Annotated in this window: 16 protein-coding genes; 3 read left to right on the top strand and 13 right to left on the bottom strand. The window is 70.8% G+C overall.

Features of this window, described 5'->3' with window-relative positions; translation table 11 throughout:
* Nucleotides 1–58: 58 nt before the first annotated feature.
* Together EDD90_RS31380 and EDD90_RS31375 are read left to right on the top strand one after the other, a co-directional pair.
* A complete protein-coding gene (locus EDD90_RS31380; protein ID WP_260328215.1) occupies nt 59–1,087 on the top strand; it encodes a sugar ABC transporter substrate-binding protein in 1,029 nt (342 codons plus the stop codon).
* A gap of 128 nt (nt 1,088–1,215) precedes the next feature.
* Nucleotides 1,216–1,548 (top strand): hypothetical protein, encoded by a 333-nt coding sequence (locus EDD90_RS31375; RefSeq protein ID WP_123976272.1) that lies wholly within the window; start codon nt 1,216–1,218, stop codon nt 1,546–1,548.
* Between the two features lie 123 nt (nt 1,549–1,671).
* Here EDD90_RS31375 and EDD90_RS31365 read toward each other — a convergent pair whose 3' ends face one another.
* The 5 genes from EDD90_RS31365 to EDD90_RS31345 all read right to left on the bottom strand — a co-directional run bounded on the left by EDD90_RS31365 (nt 1,672) and on the right by EDD90_RS31345 (nt 8,314).
* Entirely contained in the window at nt 1,672–3,771 is a 2,100-nt protein-coding gene (locus tag EDD90_RS31365) for a SpoIIE family protein phosphatase (protein WP_260328213.1), read from the bottom strand.
* Nucleotides 3,772–4,461: 690 nt separating this feature from the next.
* Nucleotides 4,462–5,784 (bottom strand): FAD-binding oxidoreductase, encoded by a 1,323-nt coding sequence (locus tag EDD90_RS31360; RefSeq protein WP_221305138.1) that lies wholly within the window; start codon nt 5,782–5,784, stop codon nt 4,462–4,464.
* The gene (locus tag EDD90_RS31355) at nt 5,781–6,578 is read right to left on the bottom strand and encodes an amino acid ABC transporter ATP-binding protein (RefSeq protein ID WP_123976269.1); all 798 of its coding nucleotides are present in this window, start codon (nt 6,576–6,578) and stop codon (nt 5,781–5,783) included. Before EDD90_RS31355 ends, EDD90_RS31360 begins: the two co-directional genes overlap by 4 nt.
* On the bottom strand, nt 6,575–7,348 hold the full coding sequence (locus EDD90_RS31350; protein ID WP_123976268.1) for an amino acid ABC transporter permease: 774 nt from the start codon (nt 7,346–7,348) through the stop codon (nt 6,575–6,577). Before EDD90_RS31350 ends, EDD90_RS31355 begins: the two co-directional genes overlap by 4 nt.
* Nucleotides 7,349–7,357: 9 nt before the next feature.
* Nucleotides 7,358–8,314, bottom strand: a complete 957-nt coding sequence (locus tag EDD90_RS31345; protein ID WP_260328212.1) for an ABC transporter substrate-binding protein — start codon at nt 8,312–8,314, stop codon at nt 7,358–7,360.
* 194 nt (nt 8,315–8,508) lie between these two features.
* On the opposite strand from EDD90_RS31345, the gene EDD90_RS31340 reads away from it, so the two are divergent.
* Nucleotides 8,509–9,750: a sugar diacid recognition domain-containing protein gene (locus EDD90_RS31340; RefSeq protein ID WP_123976267.1), complete on the top strand. Its 1,242-nt coding sequence runs from the start codon at nt 8,509–8,511 to the stop codon at nt 9,748–9,750.
* A gap of 183 nt (nt 9,751–9,933) precedes the next feature.
* On the opposite strand, the gene EDD90_RS31335 is transcribed toward EDD90_RS31340, so the two are convergent.
* The 8 genes from EDD90_RS31335 to EDD90_RS31300 form a co-directional block, all read right to left on the bottom strand.
* Nucleotides 9,934–10,650 carry a YwqG family protein gene (locus EDD90_RS31335; protein ID WP_260328769.1) on the bottom strand — a complete coding sequence of 239 codons (717 nt, stop codon included), beginning with the start codon at nt 10,648–10,650 and terminating at the stop codon, nt 9,934–9,936.
* Nucleotides 10,651–11,060: 410 nt separating this feature from the next.
* On the bottom strand, nt 11,061–12,614 hold the full coding sequence (locus tag EDD90_RS31330; protein ID WP_123976265.1) for a carboxylesterase/lipase family protein: 1,554 nt from the start codon (nt 12,612–12,614) through the stop codon (nt 11,061–11,063).
* 142 nt (nt 12,615–12,756) lie between these two features.
* Nucleotides 12,757–12,963 carry a hypothetical protein gene (locus tag EDD90_RS31325; RefSeq protein WP_260328211.1) on the bottom strand — a complete coding sequence of 69 codons (207 nt, stop codon included), beginning with the start codon at nt 12,961–12,963 and terminating at the stop codon, nt 12,757–12,759.
* An 82-nt stretch (nt 12,964–13,045) separates the two neighbouring features.
* Nucleotides 13,046–13,228: a hypothetical protein gene (locus EDD90_RS31320; RefSeq protein ID WP_123976264.1), complete on the bottom strand. Its 183-nt coding sequence runs from the start codon at nt 13,226–13,228 to the stop codon at nt 13,046–13,048.
* A gap of 352 nt (nt 13,229–13,580) precedes the next feature.
* Entirely contained in the window at nt 13,581–14,639 is a 1,059-nt protein-coding gene (locus tag EDD90_RS31315; protein WP_123976263.1) for a catalase, read from the bottom strand.
* A 32-nt stretch (nt 14,640–14,671) separates the two neighbouring features.
* The gene (locus EDD90_RS31310; protein WP_123976262.1) at nt 14,672–16,405 is read right to left on the bottom strand and encodes a thiamine pyrophosphate-dependent enzyme; all 1,734 of its coding nucleotides are present in this window, start codon (nt 16,403–16,405) and stop codon (nt 14,672–14,674) included.
* Between the two features lie 73 nt (nt 16,406–16,478).
* On the bottom strand, nt 16,479–17,315 hold the full coding sequence (locus tag EDD90_RS31305) for an alpha/beta hydrolase (protein WP_123976261.1): 837 nt from the start codon (nt 17,313–17,315) through the stop codon (nt 16,479–16,481).
* A gap of 273 nt (nt 17,316–17,588) precedes the next feature.
* Nucleotides 17,589–18,782: a CdaR family transcriptional regulator gene (locus EDD90_RS31300; RefSeq protein WP_123976260.1), complete on the bottom strand. Its 1,194-nt coding sequence runs from the start codon at nt 18,780–18,782 to the stop codon at nt 17,589–17,591.
* Nucleotides 18,783–19,012: the final 230 nt, after the last annotated feature.

Here is a 19,012-nt window from a genome sequence, read left to right as displayed (position 1 = left end):
ATGCGTAACGTCTCGTACGCGGTATGCCGTCGGCGCGCTCGTCGCGGGCCTGCTGACCATGCCTTCGGCCGCCTGCACAGGGACCGGAACAGCTACCACGGACGGCTTCACCGTCGGCCTGCTGCTGCCGAGCCGGGTGGTGCCACGCTGGGAGAACTCCGACAAGCCGCTGATCGAGCAACGGGTGAAGCAGCTCTGCCCGCACTGCGACATCACCTATGCCAACGCCGACGACGACTCGACGGCCCAGCGGCAACAGATGATCGCCATGATCACCAAGGGGGCCAGGGTCCTCATCCTCGGCGCCACCGACAACAGGGCGATGCGCTCCACCGTCCAGGAGGCGCACAACGCGGGCGTCCCCGTCGTCGCCTACGACAGGCTCGCCGAGGGGCCGATCTCGGGCTACGTCAGCTTCGACGGCATACAGGTCGGAACGCTGCAGGGCCAGGCTCTCCTCAAGGCCATGCACGCCCCGGCCCAGGACGGGACCATCGTCATGATGAACGGCGACCCGACCAGCCCCAACGCCGCGTGGTACAAGAGGGGCGCACTGTCCGTCCTGCGGGGCAAGGTGAGGATCGGCCGTTCCTACGACACCCATGGCTGGAGCACGAACAACGCGAACGCCAACATGTCCGCCGCCATCTCGGCCCTGGGCCCGGGCCGGATCGACGGCGTCCTCGCCGCCAACGACGCCATGGCAGCAGGCGTCATCTCCGCACTCAAGAGCGCCCACGTCGGGCACCTTCCACCGGTCACCGGCCAGGACGCCGACCTCGACGCGGTGCAGCGCGTCGTCAACGGTGAGCAGTCCATGACGGTGTACAAGTCCTTCCGCGCGGAAGCCGAAGCAGCCGCTGCCATGGCCGTCGCCCTGGGCCGCGGCGAGAAGCTGCACACCATCGCCACGACGACGACCGACAGCCCCACCACCCGGCACATCCCGTCCGTGCTCCTCACCCCGGTCGCCGTGACAACCGCCAACATCAAGCAGACCCTCATCAAGGACGGCGTGTACACCATCCCTCAGATCTGCACACCACAGCTGCGGGCCGCTTGTGCGAAGGCAGGACTGACTCCGTAGCCGGTCGAGGCGCCATTCTGGCGGCTGTGGCCAGGCGAGAAGCCGCCCAGGGAGTGAGGCAACCGTCCGGGGACGGGAAGCACCGTGAACACCTGAGAACCGCAGAGGAGCGTTTTCCCTGATCACCGGTGATCTTCCTGATCAACAACGGCGGATACACCATCGAACGCGGTTACCTCGGCAATACCGAGCAGTACAACGACATCGCGACCTGGGCCTCCGCGGATCTGCCGAGGGTTCTCCGCCCGGACACCACGGCGCGGTCGTTCGTCGGCAAGACCACCGCGGACCTGGCGGAGGCCCTCAGCGCGCCCAACGACACGCTGATCTTCATCGAAGCGGTCATGGATCCCTACGACGCTCCCGCCGCGGTCATGACCAGCAGCAACACCGGCGCGGACATCGATTACGGGCCTCGCAGCCCGCAGCGCCGCGACAACGTACAACTCAGGCCGGCCTGACTCCCCCGCCAACGCGAAACAGCTGGTGCCCCGGCCGTGAGGCCCTCGATCGCCACGGGAAGGTGCCGGGGGCCGCGCAGCACCGCGTTGGCACGGTACGGCGGCGGGTCCTCGAGCAGCTTGTCATGACGAACCGGCCACTGCCTTGGGGCGGACTGGGGGCGCGGGCAGGAGGGCCTGCTCGGCCCAGACGGTCTTGCCGTCGAGCGTGTAGCGGACGCCCCAGTTGTGTGCAAGCTGGGCGACGATGAACAAGCCGCGCCCGCCTTCGTCGATCGTCTTCGCGTGGCGCAGCCGTGGCGCGAGGGAATTACTGTCGTGGACCTCGCAGGTCAGGGTTCGGTCCTTGATGAGCTGCAACTGGACAGGCGGGGTGCCATAACGGACGGCATTGGTGACCAGCTCGCTGACGATCATTTCGGCGGTGCAGGCGGTCTCTTCATCGGCTCCCCAAAGGATGAGCTGGTGGCGGACGTGGCTGCGCGCCGATGCAACGGCTTGGGGGTGATGGTCGAGATGCCACGTGGCGATCTGATCGGCGGGGAACGGGTGAGTGCGGGCAAGGAGGAGGACGACGTCGCTGTGGCGGGTGTCGTTCCGCAGCCGGTAGAGCACGTCGTCGCACAGATCCTGCAGTGGCCGCTCAGGGTGGGCCAGCACCCGTTGGAGGGTGTCCGGTGACGCTGATGTGCGCAGCAGTGACGCGGTGTAGAAGGCGAGGACGCTGCCGTCGGCGACGGAGAGGGTGGTGGCGGCGAAGGGGGGTCCCTCGACGGTGCCCAGAGGAGGTCCGGCGGGCAGGTCGGGTACTTCGGTGGTCCCGTCGGGATGGGCGATGACGGGTGGGGGATGGCCTGCCAGGGCGACGGTGCAGGTCTGGGCGAGCGGGTCGTGGACCGCGTACACGCAGCTTCCCGTGACGGGCATGGGATCGCCGGGCGGCAGAGCTGCGCGTTCCTCGGCGAGGCTTATGGCGGTGTCGTTGAGGCGGGCGAGGAGCTCGTCGGGCTCCAGATCGAGAGCGGCCAGGGAGCGGGCGGCAGTCCCTATCTGGCCCATGGTCGTGGCCGCGTGGATGCCTTGACCGGCTACTTCGCCGACCACCAGTGCAGTGCGGGCGCCGGACAGGGCGAAGGTGCCGAACCCACTGCCTCCGCCGACCTCGGACGGCACGTGCAGATGCGCGGTCTCCACGGTGGTCCGCGTGTCGGTGCGGGGCAGCAGCAGGTGACGCTGGACCGTCAGAGCGATGGTGTGTTCGCGGGTGTAGCGACGGGCGTTGTCGATGCACAGCGCGGTGTGCGCGGCAACTGCGAGGGCGAGGGTGACATCGCCCTCGTCGTACACGTCGGCCTGGTCGGTGCGGTACAGGCTCAGCAGTCCCAGCACGGTTCCGCGCAGCGTCAAAGGTGCCGTGATGAGAAGGCGGGCACCGGATACGCGGATCGCCTCGGCGCGTGGCGGGTCCGCTGCCAGCCAGGGCGCGTCGGGTGCCAGGGCGACGAGGCGGGGTTTGAGGTCGGTCAGCGTCTGGGCGTAAGGCGTGGGGAACGGCAGAGCGCGCACGTCGCCCACCGGATGTGCCTCGGCCTGCTCCTCGCCGCCGCTGTGACCGAAGGCGGCACGGCGCAGTGGCACCTCCGGTCCCAGCGGGCTCGGGGGTGGTTCCTCACCGCGCACCACGGCGTCCACCACTTCCACCACGGCGATGTCGGCGAGGTCCGGCACCACTGCCCGCACCAGTTCCTGGCAGGTGGCCACCACGTTGAGGGTCCGCCCCACGTGCTCGCGCACGGAGCTGAGGACACGTATGCGGGCGTGCGCCTTTTCGCGTTCGGTGACATCGAGCATCTCCGTCAGCACTCCCCATGTCCTCCCCTGCGAGTCGTCCAGACGAGATGCCGAGACGGAGAACAGGTACTCCGGGCCCGGTGCGCCCTTCGGACGCAACGCCACGAGTCGCTCCCGTGCGGGTGCGCCGTTCTCCAGCACGCTGTGCAGCATCGACTCCACCTCACCGGGTGCGGAGAGGTCGTATACGTCGGTGACGTGTCGACCCACGAGCTGTTCATGGGGCGCATCGTGCAGATCCGGCTTGGTGAGGTTGATCCGCAGGATGCGCAGCTCCGTGTCCAGGATCAGCAGGCCTGTGGGCGAATGCTGGAACAGAGCTTCCAGTACTGCAGCACCCTCGCCCGGCGAGACGGCTTCGTTCTGGGCCACGGCAACCCACCTCCACCATCCAGCCTGCACCTGGCCCCGACAGGCCGCTCCCCCGTATCCCAGAGGGACAACGGGCATCGCGGCTGCTTCCCAGGGCTCCGGGGAGGCGGCCCAGGACTTCTCCCCGCGCAATGGCGATGCGCACGCGCTCCGTCCGGACGGCAACGGCAACGGCAACGGCAACGGCAACGGCAGCCGGAACGTGGGCGAGCCCGGGGCGATCACCACCGGCGAGCAACTGGCCTCGGACGGCGCCGGGCTCCTTTACTGGGGCGACCGTGAGAGCTGCCGGGTGAGCCGAGTCCGGACGGGCGGCAACGGCCCAGGTTGGGGAGCGTCGCTGTCGCACGAGTAGGGCTACGTCGGCCGGTCAGAGATCATTGCGTGGGCGGACCGGGCCTTGTCCGCCGGATGTCGTCCAGCGGATCGGCATCAGCCGGTTCGGACGTCGGCTCGGGCCTCTCCGGGCCGGCGGGCCCGGGTTGCGGATCGGGAGCGGGCTCCCCTGTTCTCCAGTTCCGGGGCGTTCACCTTGCCGCCGGTCGGCTGCCGGGTCGCCTCGGAGAGCAGGCGGCCCCGAACCGGGCAACCCGTCGGCGCCGCCGCCCGAGCCGCGGACCGGCCTCGGAGCCCGGCGTGTTTGCCCGCCGGCTCACGACCGATCCCGCGACACGGCCGGGCTCAAGGAGGTCAGCGCTGCCTGCCCCTGGCTCGACGCCGGCTGAGCCGGTCGAAGCCGAAGGGTGTCAGGGCCTCGGGGCGGCGGCCGGTGAGGAGGTACTGGGTGAGTGTGTGGCCGGTGACCGGGCCCAGGGTGACGCCGAGCATGCCGTGGCCGGTGGCGGCGTAGGCGTTGTAGTGGCCCGGGACGCGGTCGATGACGGGGAGACCGTCGGGGAGGAAGGGCCGGCCGCCGACCCAGGGGTCGCGGATCAGGCCGACGAGGTCGTCCGGGTCGTCGAACCAGCGGCCCAGGTAGTGCCGGCTGGCGAGGGCGACGGCGACGATGCGGCGCCAGTCGAGGCGGTTGTTGTTGCCGCTGAGCTCCATCGTGCCGCCGATGCGCGTGGTGGTGCCGATGGGCGAGGCGACGGCCCGGCGCTCGCCGAAGTACAGCGTGTGCCGGGGAGCCGGGTCCAGATCGACCGAGAAGCTGTAGCCCTTGCCCGCCTGGAGGGGCAGCGGCCGGCCGAGGCGGCCGAGAAGGGCCGAGGAGCGTGTGCCGGCCGCGATGACGACGGCCGCGCAGGGGATGTCGCCCTGGGTGGTGCGCAGCGCGGTGACCCCGCTGCTGCCGCTCCCGGAGGTGCGGAAACCGGTTACCTCCGCGTTCTCGTGGATCTTCACCCCCGATGCGGTGAGCGCCTCGCCGAGTGCACGGGCGAACGCCTCCGGGTCGACGACGCCCTCCCCCTCGACGAGGTACGCGGCGCGCACCCGGTCCGAGAGCGCCTCGTCCAGCAGGCGTGCCGCGGAGCCGGTGACGACGTCGTCGGGGAGCGGGTAGCGGCCGTCGGCCATCTCCCGCTGGACGGCGAGGTGGTGGCGGGCCTCGGCCGGGGACAGGAAGGCGTGCACCATGCCGGGGCGGGTCAGGGTGGTGTCGACCCCGGCCGCGCGCAGTCCGTCGAAGAGCTCGAAGGTGTCGCGGTTCAGTTCGGCGATCGCCGCGTAGCCGCGCAGGAAGGCGGCCGGTGTGCTGCTGCGCCAGAACCGCCACAGCCACCGAACGAACGCCGGGTCGGGCAGCGGTCGTAGGTACAGGGGTGAGTCCGGACGGCCCAGTGAGCGCAGGGCGTAGCGCACGACGCCGGGGGCCGGGACGGGGGTGGAGTGGCTCAGGCAGATCCAGCCCGCATTGCCTCGGGAGGCTCCCGAGGCCAGGCCGCGCCGCTCGACGACCTCCACGGGGACGCCGGCTTCGGCCAGGTAGTAGGCCGTGCAGAGCCCCACGACACCGCCCCCGACCACCACGACGGGACCGTCACCCACGAGGCCGGGCGTGGTGTTCATGACGCGGATCCGTACGAGGCGAGGAACTCCCGGGTCCGGGCCTGGGCGGGGTTGTCCAGGACGTCCTGTGGCCTGCCCTCCTCCACGATCCGGCCGCGGTCGACGAAGACGACGTGGTCGGACACCTCGCGGGCGAAGGGGAGTTCGTGGGTGACCAGCAGCATGGTCATGCCGTCGGCGGCCAGCTCCCGCATCACGCTGAGCACTTCGCGGGTGGCCTCCGGGTCGAGGGAGGAGGTGGGCTCGTCGAAGAGGAGGACCTCGGGTTTGAGGGCGAGGGCCCGTGCGATGGCGACGCGCTGCTGTTCACCGCCGGAGAGCTGCTCGGGCTGGGCGAGGGCGCGGTGGGCCACGCCGACCCGGCGCAGCAGCGTGACGGCGCGCTCCAGCGCCTCCTGCTCGGGGACACCGGCCGTGCGCTGGGCCAGTACGACGTTCTCCACGGCGGTGAGGTGCGGGAAGAGGTTGAACCTCTGGAAGACCATGCCGACCGTGCGGCGCAGCCGGGGCAGGTCCCGGCAGATCCTCCGGCCGCCCTGGTGCACCACCTCGCCGGCCACTTCGACCGTGCCCGCGTCCGGGGACTCCAGCAGGTTGACGCACCGCATCAGCGTCGTCTTCCCGCCGCCGCTCTGCCCGATGACGCTGACGATGCTGCCCCGGTCGACCTCCAGGTTGACGTCGTCCAGGACCGTGCGGCCGTCGAAGGACTTGCGGAGCCCTTCGATGCGTACGACCGCCTCGGCCGGGGTCGGCGCCACGGAGGTGTGCGCGGTGGTGACGGGCTCGGTCATACGGCCGCCTCCTTCCGGTCGGTTGCCGTTGCCGCGCCGAGGCCGGCGGCCGGTTCGGCGGCGAGCAGGGCGCGGGCGGCACGCAGCCGTCGCCGTCGCCACGGGGACAGGGGGACGCCGGCCCGTACCTTCCGCTCCAGCAGCAGGAGCAGTTGGGAGAGGGGGTAGCACAGGACGAAGTAGACGGCGGAGATGACCAGGTAGACCTCCAGCGCCCGGAAGGTGGCCGAGGTGATGAGCCGTCCCTCCGACATCAGCTCGGCGGCGGAGATGGTGACGAGCAGCGAGGTGGATTTCAGCAGGTCGACGAGCATGGTGTTGGTGCCGGCCAGGGCCAGCCGGACGGCCTGCGGCAGCACGACGTGACCGAAGATGCCGGCCCGGCCCAGGCCCAGTGCCTCGCCCGCCTCCGTCTGCCCGGCGTGCACCCCGCTGATCGCGGAGCGGAAGATCTCGGAGAGGTAGGCGGCGTAGAAGACGACGAGGCTCAGGCAGCCGGCGGTGAACACGTCGAGCCGGATGCCGGCCGAGGCCAGGCCGAAGTAGGAGAGGAAGATGATGGCGAGGAGGGGGACGTTCTTGAACACCTCGGTGTAGACGGCGGCCAGCGTCCGTGCGGGCCACACCCGGCTCAGCCGGAGCAGCGCCACCGCCAGGCCGAGGACGATCGCGCCGGCGAAGCTGACCACGGTGTAGGACACGGTGCGGCCGAGGGCCGCGGTGAGGTCGGGGCGGTAGTCGGACCAGGGCACCTGGAAGAAGCCGGACATGTCATCCCCTCACTGGCCGGTGGAGCCGGTGGAGCCGATGGTCGGCGGGGTCCAGTCGGCGGGCCGGTCGACGCCCCGGCGCGCGGCGGCCATGCCGGCCGAGGGCTTGAGGAACTGCTCGGGATCGCCGCCGTACTTCTTGATGAGCTTCGCCAGCTCGCCGTTCTGGTACATGGCGTCGATCTGCGCGGAGATCGCCTTCTCCAGCTTCGGCTCCTGCTTCGGGAGGTAGAAGCCGGTCTGGTACGGCTGGAAGTAGGAGTAGGCGGGCTTCGCCTTGACCTGCGCGGCGGTGGGCGGGGTGAGGTACTCGGTGCTGATCTTGAGGTCCGGGCGTTGTTTCTGGGCCGCGATGATGAGCAGCGGGTCGAGGAAGCCGACGTCGACGCGGCCCGCGCCGAGGTCGTCGAAGACGCCGTTGGCGTCGGGGTAGGCGTGCAGTTTGGCGCCCGGTACGGCCTGGATCGACTTGACCCAGACGTAGCCCTCGACGGTGCCGAGGTTCAGGTTCTCCAGGTCGTCGACCGTCTTGTAGGTCTTGCCGTCGCGGACGGCCATCGCCGGGGGCGAGTAGTAGGGCGGGTCGGTGAACAGGCCCTGCTTCTGCCGGTCGGCGGACCAGGCGACCCCGCCGACGGTGAGGTCCACCCGGCGGGACTGCACCCCGGCGAGCATGCCGGCGAAGTCCGTCACCTGCGGTTTGATCTCCAGGCCGAGCTTCTTGGCCGCGTAGGCGAGGATGTCGCCGTCCAGGCCGACGATCTTGCCGCCCTGGACGGTGGTGTACGGCGCGTACGGCTCGACGGCGACCTTGATGACGCCGGGCGTGAGGGTGCCCAGGGCGGCGGTCTTCGCGGAGACGTTCTTCGGGGCGTCGTCGCCGCCCGAGCCACAGGCGGCGACGGAGGAAAGGAGGAGGAATGTGGAGAAGGATGCGGCGATGGCGCGCGCACGGATCATCGGCATGAGCCTTCCGTTCCGGCTGAGGGAACCCGCCGTTCACCGCGTTGTGCCCCCGGCGGGGAGGTGATTGGGGCCATACGCTAAGGAGCCGCCCGCCGTACGTCACCGGTCACTTCGTACACAGTTGTGGCTGGAATCGCTCCCTCCCCTGTACGGTGCGTCCAGGCCCGACCCGGCCCGCGACGGGAGGAACGCCCGTGCTGAGCCCGTCACTCGCGCAGGAGATCGCCGGGGACACCTCCGCCGTCATCGGCTTCAACGTGCTGATCACCGATGCGGAGGGCATGGTCATCGGCAGCGGCGACAGGAGCCGCGTCGGCACCTTCCACGAGGCGTCCGTGCAGGTCGTCCGCACCCAGGAAGCCGCCACGCACAACGCCTCCCAGGCTCAGCAACTACGTGGCGTACGCCCTGGCATGACCCTGCCGCTGATCGCGGGCGGGCAGGCGGTGGGAACGGTCGGGATCACCGGGACGCCGGCCCAGGTCCGGCGGTTCGGACTGCTGGTGAAACGGCAGACGGAGATCCTGCTGCGGGAGTCCGTGATGCTGCGCTCCCGGCTGCTGGCCGAGCGGGCGGGCGAGAAGCTGCTGGCCGACATCGCCGCCTACGATCCCGAGGTCGTCGAGGGCGACTTCCTCGTGTTCCGGGCCGCCGAACTCGGCTTCGACCTGCGGCTGCGGCGAGTCGCGGTGGTGTTCGAGGTGACCGTGCCCGCTGCGGCCGCCCACGGCCAGGGCGCGCACCGCCAGGCCGCCCACCGCCAAGGCGCCGCCCCGCCCCTGGCACTGGTCCGTTCCGAGCTGCTGCGCACCGTCGGCGAGGTCTTCGCCGACCCGCAGGACATCATCGCCGTCACGGCCCCCGGCTGGATCGGCGTACTGCACCGGATCCCGGCCGGGAGCCGCACGACGTCCCTGGCCGCCGACTGCCGCCGCGTCACAGACGTCATCGCCGCCCAGGACGGCCTGGCCGCCCGCGCGGGCATCGGCGAGCCGGCCACCTCCGTCGGCGGGCTGCACGACTCCTACCAGGACGCGTGCGAGGCGCTTCGCCTCGGTACCCGCCTGGCGGGCGGCTCCGCCGTCCACCACATCACCGATCTGCGCGTCCACCAGCTCCTGACCACGGTGAGCCAGTCCGCCCGCAACCGGCTGCTCGACCTCACCACCGCGGACCTGCGCACCCAGCCGGACTGGCCGGCGCTCCGCGACACGATCACCGCCTGGTGCGAGAACGGGTTCAACCTCGTCAGGGCCTCCGAGGCCCTGCACGTCCACCGCAACACCGTCGTCTACCGGATGAACAAGATCGAGCAGATCACCGGCCGCCCGCTGCGCGAACACCGGACCACCATGGCGCTCTACCTCGCCTGCCTGGCGGACCAGTTGGGCGGCGGCACCGACTCCACCGTGCGACGGCGGCGCAGGGGGCGCTGAAGGACGCCCCGGCCTGCCGGGGTCTCACTCGCCACGTACTGCGGGGCCACCGGCCGGCGGTCCGCACGCCTGGTCATGGCGTGCCCCGGACCGATCATGGTCCGGGGCCCTTGACGTCTCCTTCTTCCAAGAGAACACGGCGACGACGATGCGGTCTCCGGCAGCGGCCTCCTGTTGTGCGGATCAGCAGCAGAGAACCTGTGTCACGGCCCGGCTGAAGTCGCCGGTCGCGAGTGCCTTGATCGGGATCGTGAAGTACAGCGTTCCGGCGTCCCCCCAGCCCCATCCGAGTTCGGTGTCCTCGGCGAGCTGGAGCAGATGGACGGCCGGGCCGTCGGCGTCGCGGGACGTCACCTTGAGCGTGTACGAGGTGTCCGGCCAACCGAAGGCGCAGTGACTGCCGGCGGTGTTCCCGTCGAGATCTCCCAACTCGCCGAGAATGAGCGATGTCGCTCCCCAGTGCTGGTCCCCGTCGAACTCCACGTCCTCGTCCTCGACGTCCCAGCAGTCCGGGAGCATGGTCACCTCGGCCGCATGGACGGGCATCGCCGGGTAGCTTCTCGCCGGCTCGGGTGCCGTCGTCTCGACTGCCCGGGCCGGGTCGGCGGGAATGACGCGGCATACCCCGGACTCGGACATGTGCAGCTGGCGGTACTCCTCGTACGGCAGGTCCGGATCGAGGTGGAAGAAGTTGAGCAGGCCGGGCCGTGTGGGCAGTTCGTTGCCCAGCCAGGCAGCGAGAGCATCGGTGTCCAGCACGGCATGCAGGGACAACGGAACCCCGCTGTGTTCGGGCCAGCAGGTCTCCGGTTCGAGGAGGGCAGGCCCACCAAGTCGGCATCGCCCAGTGGCCTGGATACTTCCTGCTGGGCGGACCAACCGAAAGCCGCGGCGGCCCATGGCAGCAAACTGCCGACCGGCCTTCTCACCGAGCCGTTCCGTGCATACGCGACTCAAGTCGGCAGGGTCGTCGAACTGCATGCCGGGATCTTCTCAACCCCCGTTCGGTCTTGGCCGCCTTGGGTCTCGGCCGCGCCCCTCGCCCCCCCGACGGACCCTGACGTCCATGACTGACATCGACGGCACCGGACAGCGGCGTACATGAGCGCACCTGCCTGACCGTTGTGATGCCAGGCCGCCGTGCCGGGGGCACCAGGGAAATGGCCCCGGGCCGGTTATGGTCCGGGGCCTTTGGTGTCTTCTTCTGATGTCACTGAGTGTTGTTTTTCGCGGCCTCCTCTTCGGTGACGGGCCGGATGGGATGAGCGGGGGGCTCTTCGCTGGTTGCCCGGTGAGGGAGTGGGAGTGGGTCAGCTGGTGGCGGGGTGGCCGTCCCACCAGGTGCGTTCGGTCTTGCGCGGGTCCTCGACGACCTGGTGGGTCGTGGTGTTGTTGTGGGCGTAGGTCATCACGGGGCGTTTGTCGGTGTCGTAGGCCGCCCAGGAGACCGCGCCGGTCTTGGCGAAGTCCGCCCACGCCTTGTGCAGGGCCTCGGCCAGGGGCTTCGGCGGGTTGTTGCCGGTCAACTTCTTGCTCTCCGCCAGCTCCGTGGTGTCCCACGCGTACGGCAGGTCCACACTGTGGCAGGCGCCCAGCTTGACGCCGACGTTGTTGGGCGTCACCGGGGAGCGCCAGCCGAGCTCGTAGAGGTGGGTGGGGGCGGCGCCGGACCTCTCGCTGCGGGTCTCGGCGACGCGGTACGTCGGGATGCGGAACATCCGGTCGGTGAACAGTGCGCTGGCCACGCCGGAGGATCCGTCACGGGGGTAGGTGGTCGTGCCGCCCTTCTTGTACTCGTCCCACGAACCGGTGGGCACGCTGTAACTGGTGAGGTGGCCGTTGTAGAGGGAGGGCAGGTTCCAGGCGACCAGGATGGTGGAGACGATGAAGAGGCGGAACTCCTCGGTCGTGGTGCCCATCAGCAGCGGGACACGGTCGCCCACACCGTCGGCGATCGCCTCGATCGGGCGCTTCGGCAGCGTCGTGCCGTCCACGACGGGCATGAAGGACAGCCCGCAGGCGGCCATCGTGCTCGTGCCGTAAGTCGCGCTGTTCGGCTTCTGACTGATGTCGGAGCTGACCGAGGCCTGCGCCTTCAGCAGTTCATCGACGTCGATGTCGGTGAACGCCTCGGGGGTGGGGTCGATACCGAGTTCGTCGGCGACGGCCTTGAGGACCTTGCCGGCGTCGGCGGGCGTCTGGCCGATGTGGCCGTTGCCGCTTTGGACGATGCCCCGGTGGAACAGGCCGTCGTCGCGGGCGAGCAGCGCGAGCACGCTCATCGCCCCGGCGGACTCACCGGCGACGGTGACGTTGTCCGGGTCACCGCCGAAGCGGGCGATGTTCTCGCGGACCCACCGCAGGGCGGCGACCTGGTCGAGCAGACCGCGGTTGGCCGGTGCCGGGGCGTCCGGCAGGTAGCCGAAGCCGTACACGCCGAGCCGGTAGTTGAAGCTCACGCACACCAGACCGTCACCGGCGAAGGTCGCGCCGTCGTAGGTCGGCACGGCCGATGATCCGGTGGTGAAGCCGCCGCCGTGGATCCACACCAGCACCGGCAGTCCCGAGGCCTGGGGGTCGGGGGTCCAGACGTTGAGGTTCAGCCACTCGTCGCCCTCGATGTCCGGGTCGGAGACGATGTCGCCCAGCCGGCCGGCGAGCGGCGGCTTGGGGGCGGTGGGGCCGTAGGCGTGCGCGGTGCGTACCCCCGTCCACGGCTCCGGCGGCTGCGGGGCGTCGAACAGCAGGTCGTCGAGCGGCGCCGCCGCGTAGGGGATGCCCAGGAAGCGGGCGATGCCGCCCTGCACCAGGCCCGAAATCTTGCCGTAGGCGGTCTCGACTTCGACCGTGTTCTGCTCGGACACGTGACTCCTCGGGCCGGAAAACGGCGCGCCGACGGGCACGCCGGCCCCGTCCCGTGGCGGCCCGTGTCAGGAACGACCAGGCAGGACAATCATTACGCCACGGGTACGATACGGCGCATTCCGTAACCGCCGTTGGTGGCCGTCAACCACCCGTCAGGCTCCGGAGGACGACGGCCACGCCGACGAGGCCGAGACAGCCGAGACCGATGGCCTTCCCCGCGCCGGGTCGCTTTTCCGGCGGCTGCGGCTGGAACGGCGGCTGCCCGTACGGCTGCTGGCCGAAAGGGGCCTGGCCGAAGGGCTGCTGTGGGCCGGCCCATCCGGGATGCTGCGGCTGCTGGTTAATCATGGCTCCCCCTGAGGTGTCTGCTGTCGAGAGCAAGATGTGTGACATGTGAAGATGGCGCATGGTTGCCGCTTAACTGCGGGATTCACCCCATCGTGGTAAACCCGCCGAGGGACGGGACGCCGGGGGTGCGGGCGAGGGAGCGGCGGCCGGTGAGCCGGGCGTCGAGTCCTGCCCGGCCGACGGCGGCGCTGGTGGGGTGGTGTCCGTAGCGGCGGCGCCAGTTGCTCGAGATCGGGGTTTCCGCCGCGGGAAACCCCGTGAACACGTGAGAACCGCGGCGGGGTGTTCTCCTGGGCCAGACACCCCACTTCAGACGATTCCGCAGGTCACGGCCCCGCCCGAAGAAAGCTCCTGAAGCGGGTGTCGCAGGTTCGCATCCTGCCGGGGCACCAGGTCGAAGGCCCGCCGCCTCCGGGTGTCCGGAGGCGGCGGGCCTTTGGCATCTGCTTCTGACATCAACGCGGGCGGTCAGGTGCGACCGCGGCGCCTTTTCCTGAGCAGCCGGTCCATGCGGCTCATGGCTTCGCGCCGGGTGTCCTGCACGACCGGATGAGGCGGAGGCCCGTGGACTCGGTGACGCGGGTGCAGGAAAGGCGGGTTGCGACTCGGCGAGCCCGCTATCGGGCGTGCCATTCCCTGGCGCTGGCCGCGTAGACCGTGCGGCGGGCTCGGTTGAGGTTGCCGAGCGGGCGGAACTCCGCGGGGGCGTGCCAGGGGTTGAAGGCGAGGGTGTCGACGTGGTCGCAGGTGGCCCGGCCCTTCGGATCAAGGATGTTCTGGGCGGGGATCGTCAGGGTGGCGACGTCGAGCCAGGGCGAGTCGCTTTCCTTCCATTCGATCGCCCCGTCCTCGATCGGTGTCAGCCTCTCACTGACGTACTTCTGGATGTGCAGGGCGAACCGGACCGGCGAACCGCTCAGCCGTGCGGCGAAGTCGGTCTGGAGACTGTCGGCCGGGTCCGGCGGCGGGGCGGAGGCCGGGGCGGGACCGTCGAGCGGACTGAGCGGACTGTGTGGACTGAGGCGGAACCTGACGGGGCCGGTGTCGCCCCACAGGACGGCGCCGCGGCTCCAGTAGGACTCCAGAGCCAGGCCGGGCGACGGACGGTTGGCCCGCCTGAGGTTGCCGAGGACGCGGGCGGTCTCCGAAGGGCCGAGCCTCGCCAGCATGCGCGGCAGGACCAGGGGCTTGGGACCGGCGCCGATCCTGGCGATCTCGACGAACTGGGTGGCGTCACGGGCGTGGGAGACCGGGTAGCTGGTCATGAGCAGGTCGTGTTCGCCGCCGCCGGGGAGGGTGATCTTCAGTGCCGCGCCGCGGAGGTCGGGGCTGCCGTCGGGCCGGACGGTGCCGCTGGCGTTGGAGAGCCGGACGATGGCCGGCAGCCGGGCCCCGGCGGTGAAGTCCCCGGCACCCAGATCGGCGGGCAGATCGGCCCGAAAGGCGAGTTCGGCGTTGTCCACTCCGACGACGATCTTCGCGTGGAACGTGCGGCGGGAGACCTGCGAGCCGGATTTCCGCTTGTTCGTCCGCTGGACGCCGACGACGACGTCCGCCAGGTCGCGGAAGTGGGCCTCTTCGGCCTCCGGTGAGCCGCCGTGGTGGATCTCGCGCCAGCCGGGCGCCGCACCCGGCGCGTCCGGTGCATCCGGCGGTGAGTCGTGGCTGTCGGTCATCGTGCGTCTTCCTCCGTCGGTGGGGCGGCCGTTCAGATGAGCCGGGCGTTGTGCGTGGCGGTGTCGATGACGTCGTCGAGACGGCCGGCGAGGACCTGCCGTGCCGCACTCAGTGTGAACCCGGCCGCGGTCCTGGCCGGTACGTGGGCGGGGACGGCGAGCGCGTAGGGGTCGACGAGGACGTCGACGACGACCGGGCCGCCGGTGTGGGCCAGCGCGGCCGCGAGGCCGTCTTCCACCTCACCGGGGTCTTCGATGCGGATGCCCTTGGCACCCATGGCCTCGGCGACGGCGGCGAAGTCCGGGTTGGCGAAGTCGGTCCCGAACGGGACGAAGCCGGCTTCCTGCTGCTCGATCTTGACGAAGTCCAGGCCGCTGTTGTTCAGCACGATGTGCACCACAGGCAGCCGGCGCTGTACCTCCGTGAGCAGGTCGCCGAGCGCGAGCATGGTGAACCCGCCGTCGCCGCACAGTGCGATCGTCTGCCGTCCGGGAAAGGCCAGTTGGGCCCCGAACGCGCCGGGCGAGGCGGTGGCCATCGACGCCCACGAGAACGATCCGAACAGCCGCCGCCTCGGCCCGTACCGGATGTGCCGGGCCGCCCAGATGACAGGGGTGCCGGTGTCCGCGAAGAACAGCGCGTCGTCGGCGGCGAGGTCGCTGAGGACGGTGGCGAGGTACTCCGGCCTGATGGGCTTGATCCGCGGCCCCTTCTCCGCGTAGTGCCGCATCCTGCGGTGGAACCGTTCGGTCTCGTCCACGCAACGGGCGAGGAAGCCGCCGTCGGGTTTCGGCTCGACCAACGGCAGCAGCGCGGCGACGGTGGCTTGTACGTCGCCGGTCACGGCCAGGTCCACCGGTATGCGCCGGCCGAGCCGTTCCGGGTTCCGGTCGACCTGGATGACGCGGGTCCTGCCGTGCGGCAGGAAACCGCTGAACGGGAAGTCGGTGCCGAGCATCAGGAGCACGTCCGCGTGCTGGAGTGCGTGATGGCAGCCGCCGTAGCCGAGGAGGCCGGTCATCCCGACCGCGTTCGCGTTGTCGTGTTCCAGGAACGGCTTGCCCTTGAGGGAGTAGCCGACCGGCGCCCCGAGTTTTCCGGCCAGCGCTGTCACCTCGGTGTGCGCTCCGGCACAGCCCTGGCCGCCGAAGACCGCCACCGTGCCCGCCTCGTTGATCATCTCGGCCATGGCGGTGAGATCCTCCGCCCCGGCCGACATGTGTACCGGGCGGGGCAGCCGGATCTCATAACGGTCCTCCGGCGCGTGCGCCGCCGCGATGTCACCGGGCAGTGCGACGACCGCGGGGCCGCCTCGGGTCACCGCGGCCGTCACCGCCGAGGTCACGACGGTACGGAGCTGACCGGGATTGACCAGCCGGCCGACGTACACCGCTGCGGGCGCGAAGAACCGGTACGGGTTCAGCTCCTCGACGGTCTCGCTGTCCATCAGGGCGGTTTCGGTGTCGCCGGCCAGGACGATGACGGGCACCTCCTCCTTGAGGGCGTCCAGCATGCCGTTGATCAGGTGCGCCACCCCGGGGCCGGCCGTCCCGCACACGGCGACCGGATGCCCCGTCAGTTTCGCCTCGGCCACCGCGGCGAAGGCGCCGAACTCCTCGTTGCGCACATGTACGAAGTCGACCTGGCCGTTGCGGCGCATCGCGTCGACCACCGGGTTCAGTGCGTCGCCCACGATCCCGTAGCAGCGCCGCACACCGGCGCTGACCAGCATCTCCCACAGGCCGTCGGCCACTGTCTTCGACATGTCGGGTGTCGTCTCCGTTCTCAGCCGGTCTCGTGGGAGCCGGTCAGCGGGTCGTCGGATCCGGTCAGCGGGTTTAGCCGGTCGTGGCGTCGAGGACTCCGGCGCGCGGCTCCAGCGCCCAGTCGAGGGCGAAGTCGGCGACGGCCTCCCAGCCGGGCTCGCCGCAGGTGAAGTGATCGCGGCCCTCGAAGACCGTGTGGGCGGTGACCGCCGTCGAGTGCTTCACGTTCTTCTCGTAGTTCTGCCGCTGGACGGCCGGGGGCAGGATGTGGTCGCTGCCGCCGGAGACGAACAGCAGCGGCGCCCGGTCGCCGTCGGCGAAGTCGAAGGTCGTGGCCGCGTGCGGGGTGACGGCCGCGAGGCCGCCCTGGAAGAGGATGCGGGCCGGCGTCGGCACGGCGTAACGGTCGTAGGCCCGCCGGGAGGCGTCCTCGTCCAGGGTGTTGGTGAAGGCGTAGTGGAACTGCTCGGCCGTCAGGGGGACGGCCCGGTGTGCGTTCGCCGGGTTCTTCAGGACCGGCAGGACCGAGCGGAGCTCCGAGAACGGCATCGCGTTCACGCCCTTGACCGCGGCGCCGTCGATCGACACTCCGGCCGCCCCGAGCCCGGCGCCCACCAGGAGCTGAGCGAACGTCCCGCCGAACGAGTGCCCCATGATGATCGGCGGGGAGTCGAGTTTCCCGATGACGGCGGTGAGGTGATCCAGCACCTCGCGCACCCCGACACCGGCGATCGCCGAGGCGTCCTCGCGGAGCGCCGCCACCCCGGCCTCCCCCGGCTCGATCCCGGGGTATCCGGGCGTGAGCACGGTGAAGCCCCGCTCCTCGTACCGGGCCGTCCAGTGCTCCCAGGCTAGGGGCGTCATCCACAGGCCGTGGATCAGGACGATCGTGTCCGGTGCAGAAGTCATGCCCGCATCCCTCCATCGCTACGGCAGCCGTCAGGGCGGACGCCCGGCCGGCTCTGCTGCTGCCGTCAGCGTTGCACCGCTCGCGCTGTGCACGGGGCCAAGGATTCGGCTCACCGTTGTGCGCGGCACCAGCCCCTGACGGCAGCGGGGTTGGACTCCGACCGCGAGCAGTGCCGGGGGCGCGTGGCGTTCGTCCGACACCGGCCGAGGCTCGGCCCCGTCGGCGCACCCGCCCACCGCCGGCTCTCACTCGGACCGGCCGGGGCCCGGCTCTCACTCGGGCCGGGCCAAGGCGTCGCCGCCTGTCGTGTCTCTCCATACGACGGCCAGTCGGGCCAGTTCTCGATGCGCGTGACGGTCGAGGTCGAGGCCGGTCAGCTTCTCGATCCGGTTGATGCGGTAGAGCAGGGTGTTGCGGTGGGCCGGGAGCGCTGCCGCTGCCGCCGTCCGGTTGAAGCCGTGCGCGGCCAGGCACCGCAGCGTCAGCGACAGCGTCCCGGAAGGGTCCTCGGCGTCCAGCCGGCCAAGTACCCGCCGCACGATGTCCTCGGCCAGCCGCGGGGAGCTCGCAAGCATGAGCTCCGTCAGGAAGTCGTCCGGGCGGATCCGTCCCCGGCGTCCGGCGTGGCCCGCCAGGGTGACCAGATCGTGCAGGTTGCCGACCGCGTCCGCGAGCCCGGCGTCACTGGTGGCCGATTCGGCGGCGAGGATCAGCGTGCTGTCGGCGAGGAAGCCGGCCCAGTCGAAGCCCGGCCTGGTCAGCCCGGCGACGCGGTGCCCTTCCGTACAGGCGAGTGCGCCCGCGGAGCGGATACGCGCCGCCAGTCCGGCGTGCGCGGCGGCTGAACCGCCGTCGATCGCCGCGACGAACGGGCAGTGGGGGCCGCCGAGTTCGAAGCCCAGCCGCTCGGCCCGGTCGAGGTCCTCGATGGTCGTCGCCGACCGGGCGCAGATCCGGGCGAACAGTGTCGCCGCCCGGGAGTCGCCGTCGGCGGACGGAAGGTCCCGCTGGTCGGCGAACGCCCGCGTGACGGTCGTCAGGGCGATGTCGAGGAACGCCCACGGCACGTCCAGGTGAGGCAGCAGCCAGGCACCGCCCTCGGGCGGGCCGGCCTCCAGCAGGGTGCTCCGCACCGCCCGCGCCGCACCGCAGCAGGCACGGATCGCGTCCTCGGCGGCCAGGCCGTGCCGGGCCGCCGCGCGCCCCGCCTCATACAGGTCCGACAGCACGTCCCCGCCGGGCTCCTGCCCGCTCAGCAGCCAGTTCCTGACCAGTTCGAGGCTTCGACGGATGATGTCCTCCATGGCTCCGGCCCGATAGCCACGGCCGGGTATCCGGCCGACCGGAGCGCCGCTCAGATCGCAGGCCAACTGCCGTGCCAGCACCTCGCTGTCAAGGTCGTGGAGTACGCGGCGCAGCCGGCCGGCAGCCGCGGGTCCGACGCCGACCCGGGGCATGGCGCACATGGCTGTCACCTTCCAGATGCTCGGTGCGGTCCGGGCCTAGCCGGTACATGGGGACAACCGACGCATGGGCAGTCGGTGGTGGCCGGGACACGGGGATGTCCGTTGCGACCGGCGCATCGGTGTGGCCGATGACGACCGGCGGGCGGGAGGCCGATGACGACCAGGCGGGGGCCGGTGCCGTGGTCACCGCCGGCCACGGTGCTGTCGGCACATGCCGACACCAGGCCGTC

The sequence above is a fragment of the Streptomyces sp. Ag109_O5-1 genome, from assembly GCF_003814875.1.
GTDB lineage: Bacteria > Actinomycetota > Actinomycetes > Streptomycetales > Streptomycetaceae > Streptomyces > Streptomyces sasae.
The sequence above is the reverse complement of the archived record's forward strand: the minus strand, read 5'-3'. Positions and strand labels throughout refer to the sequence as shown.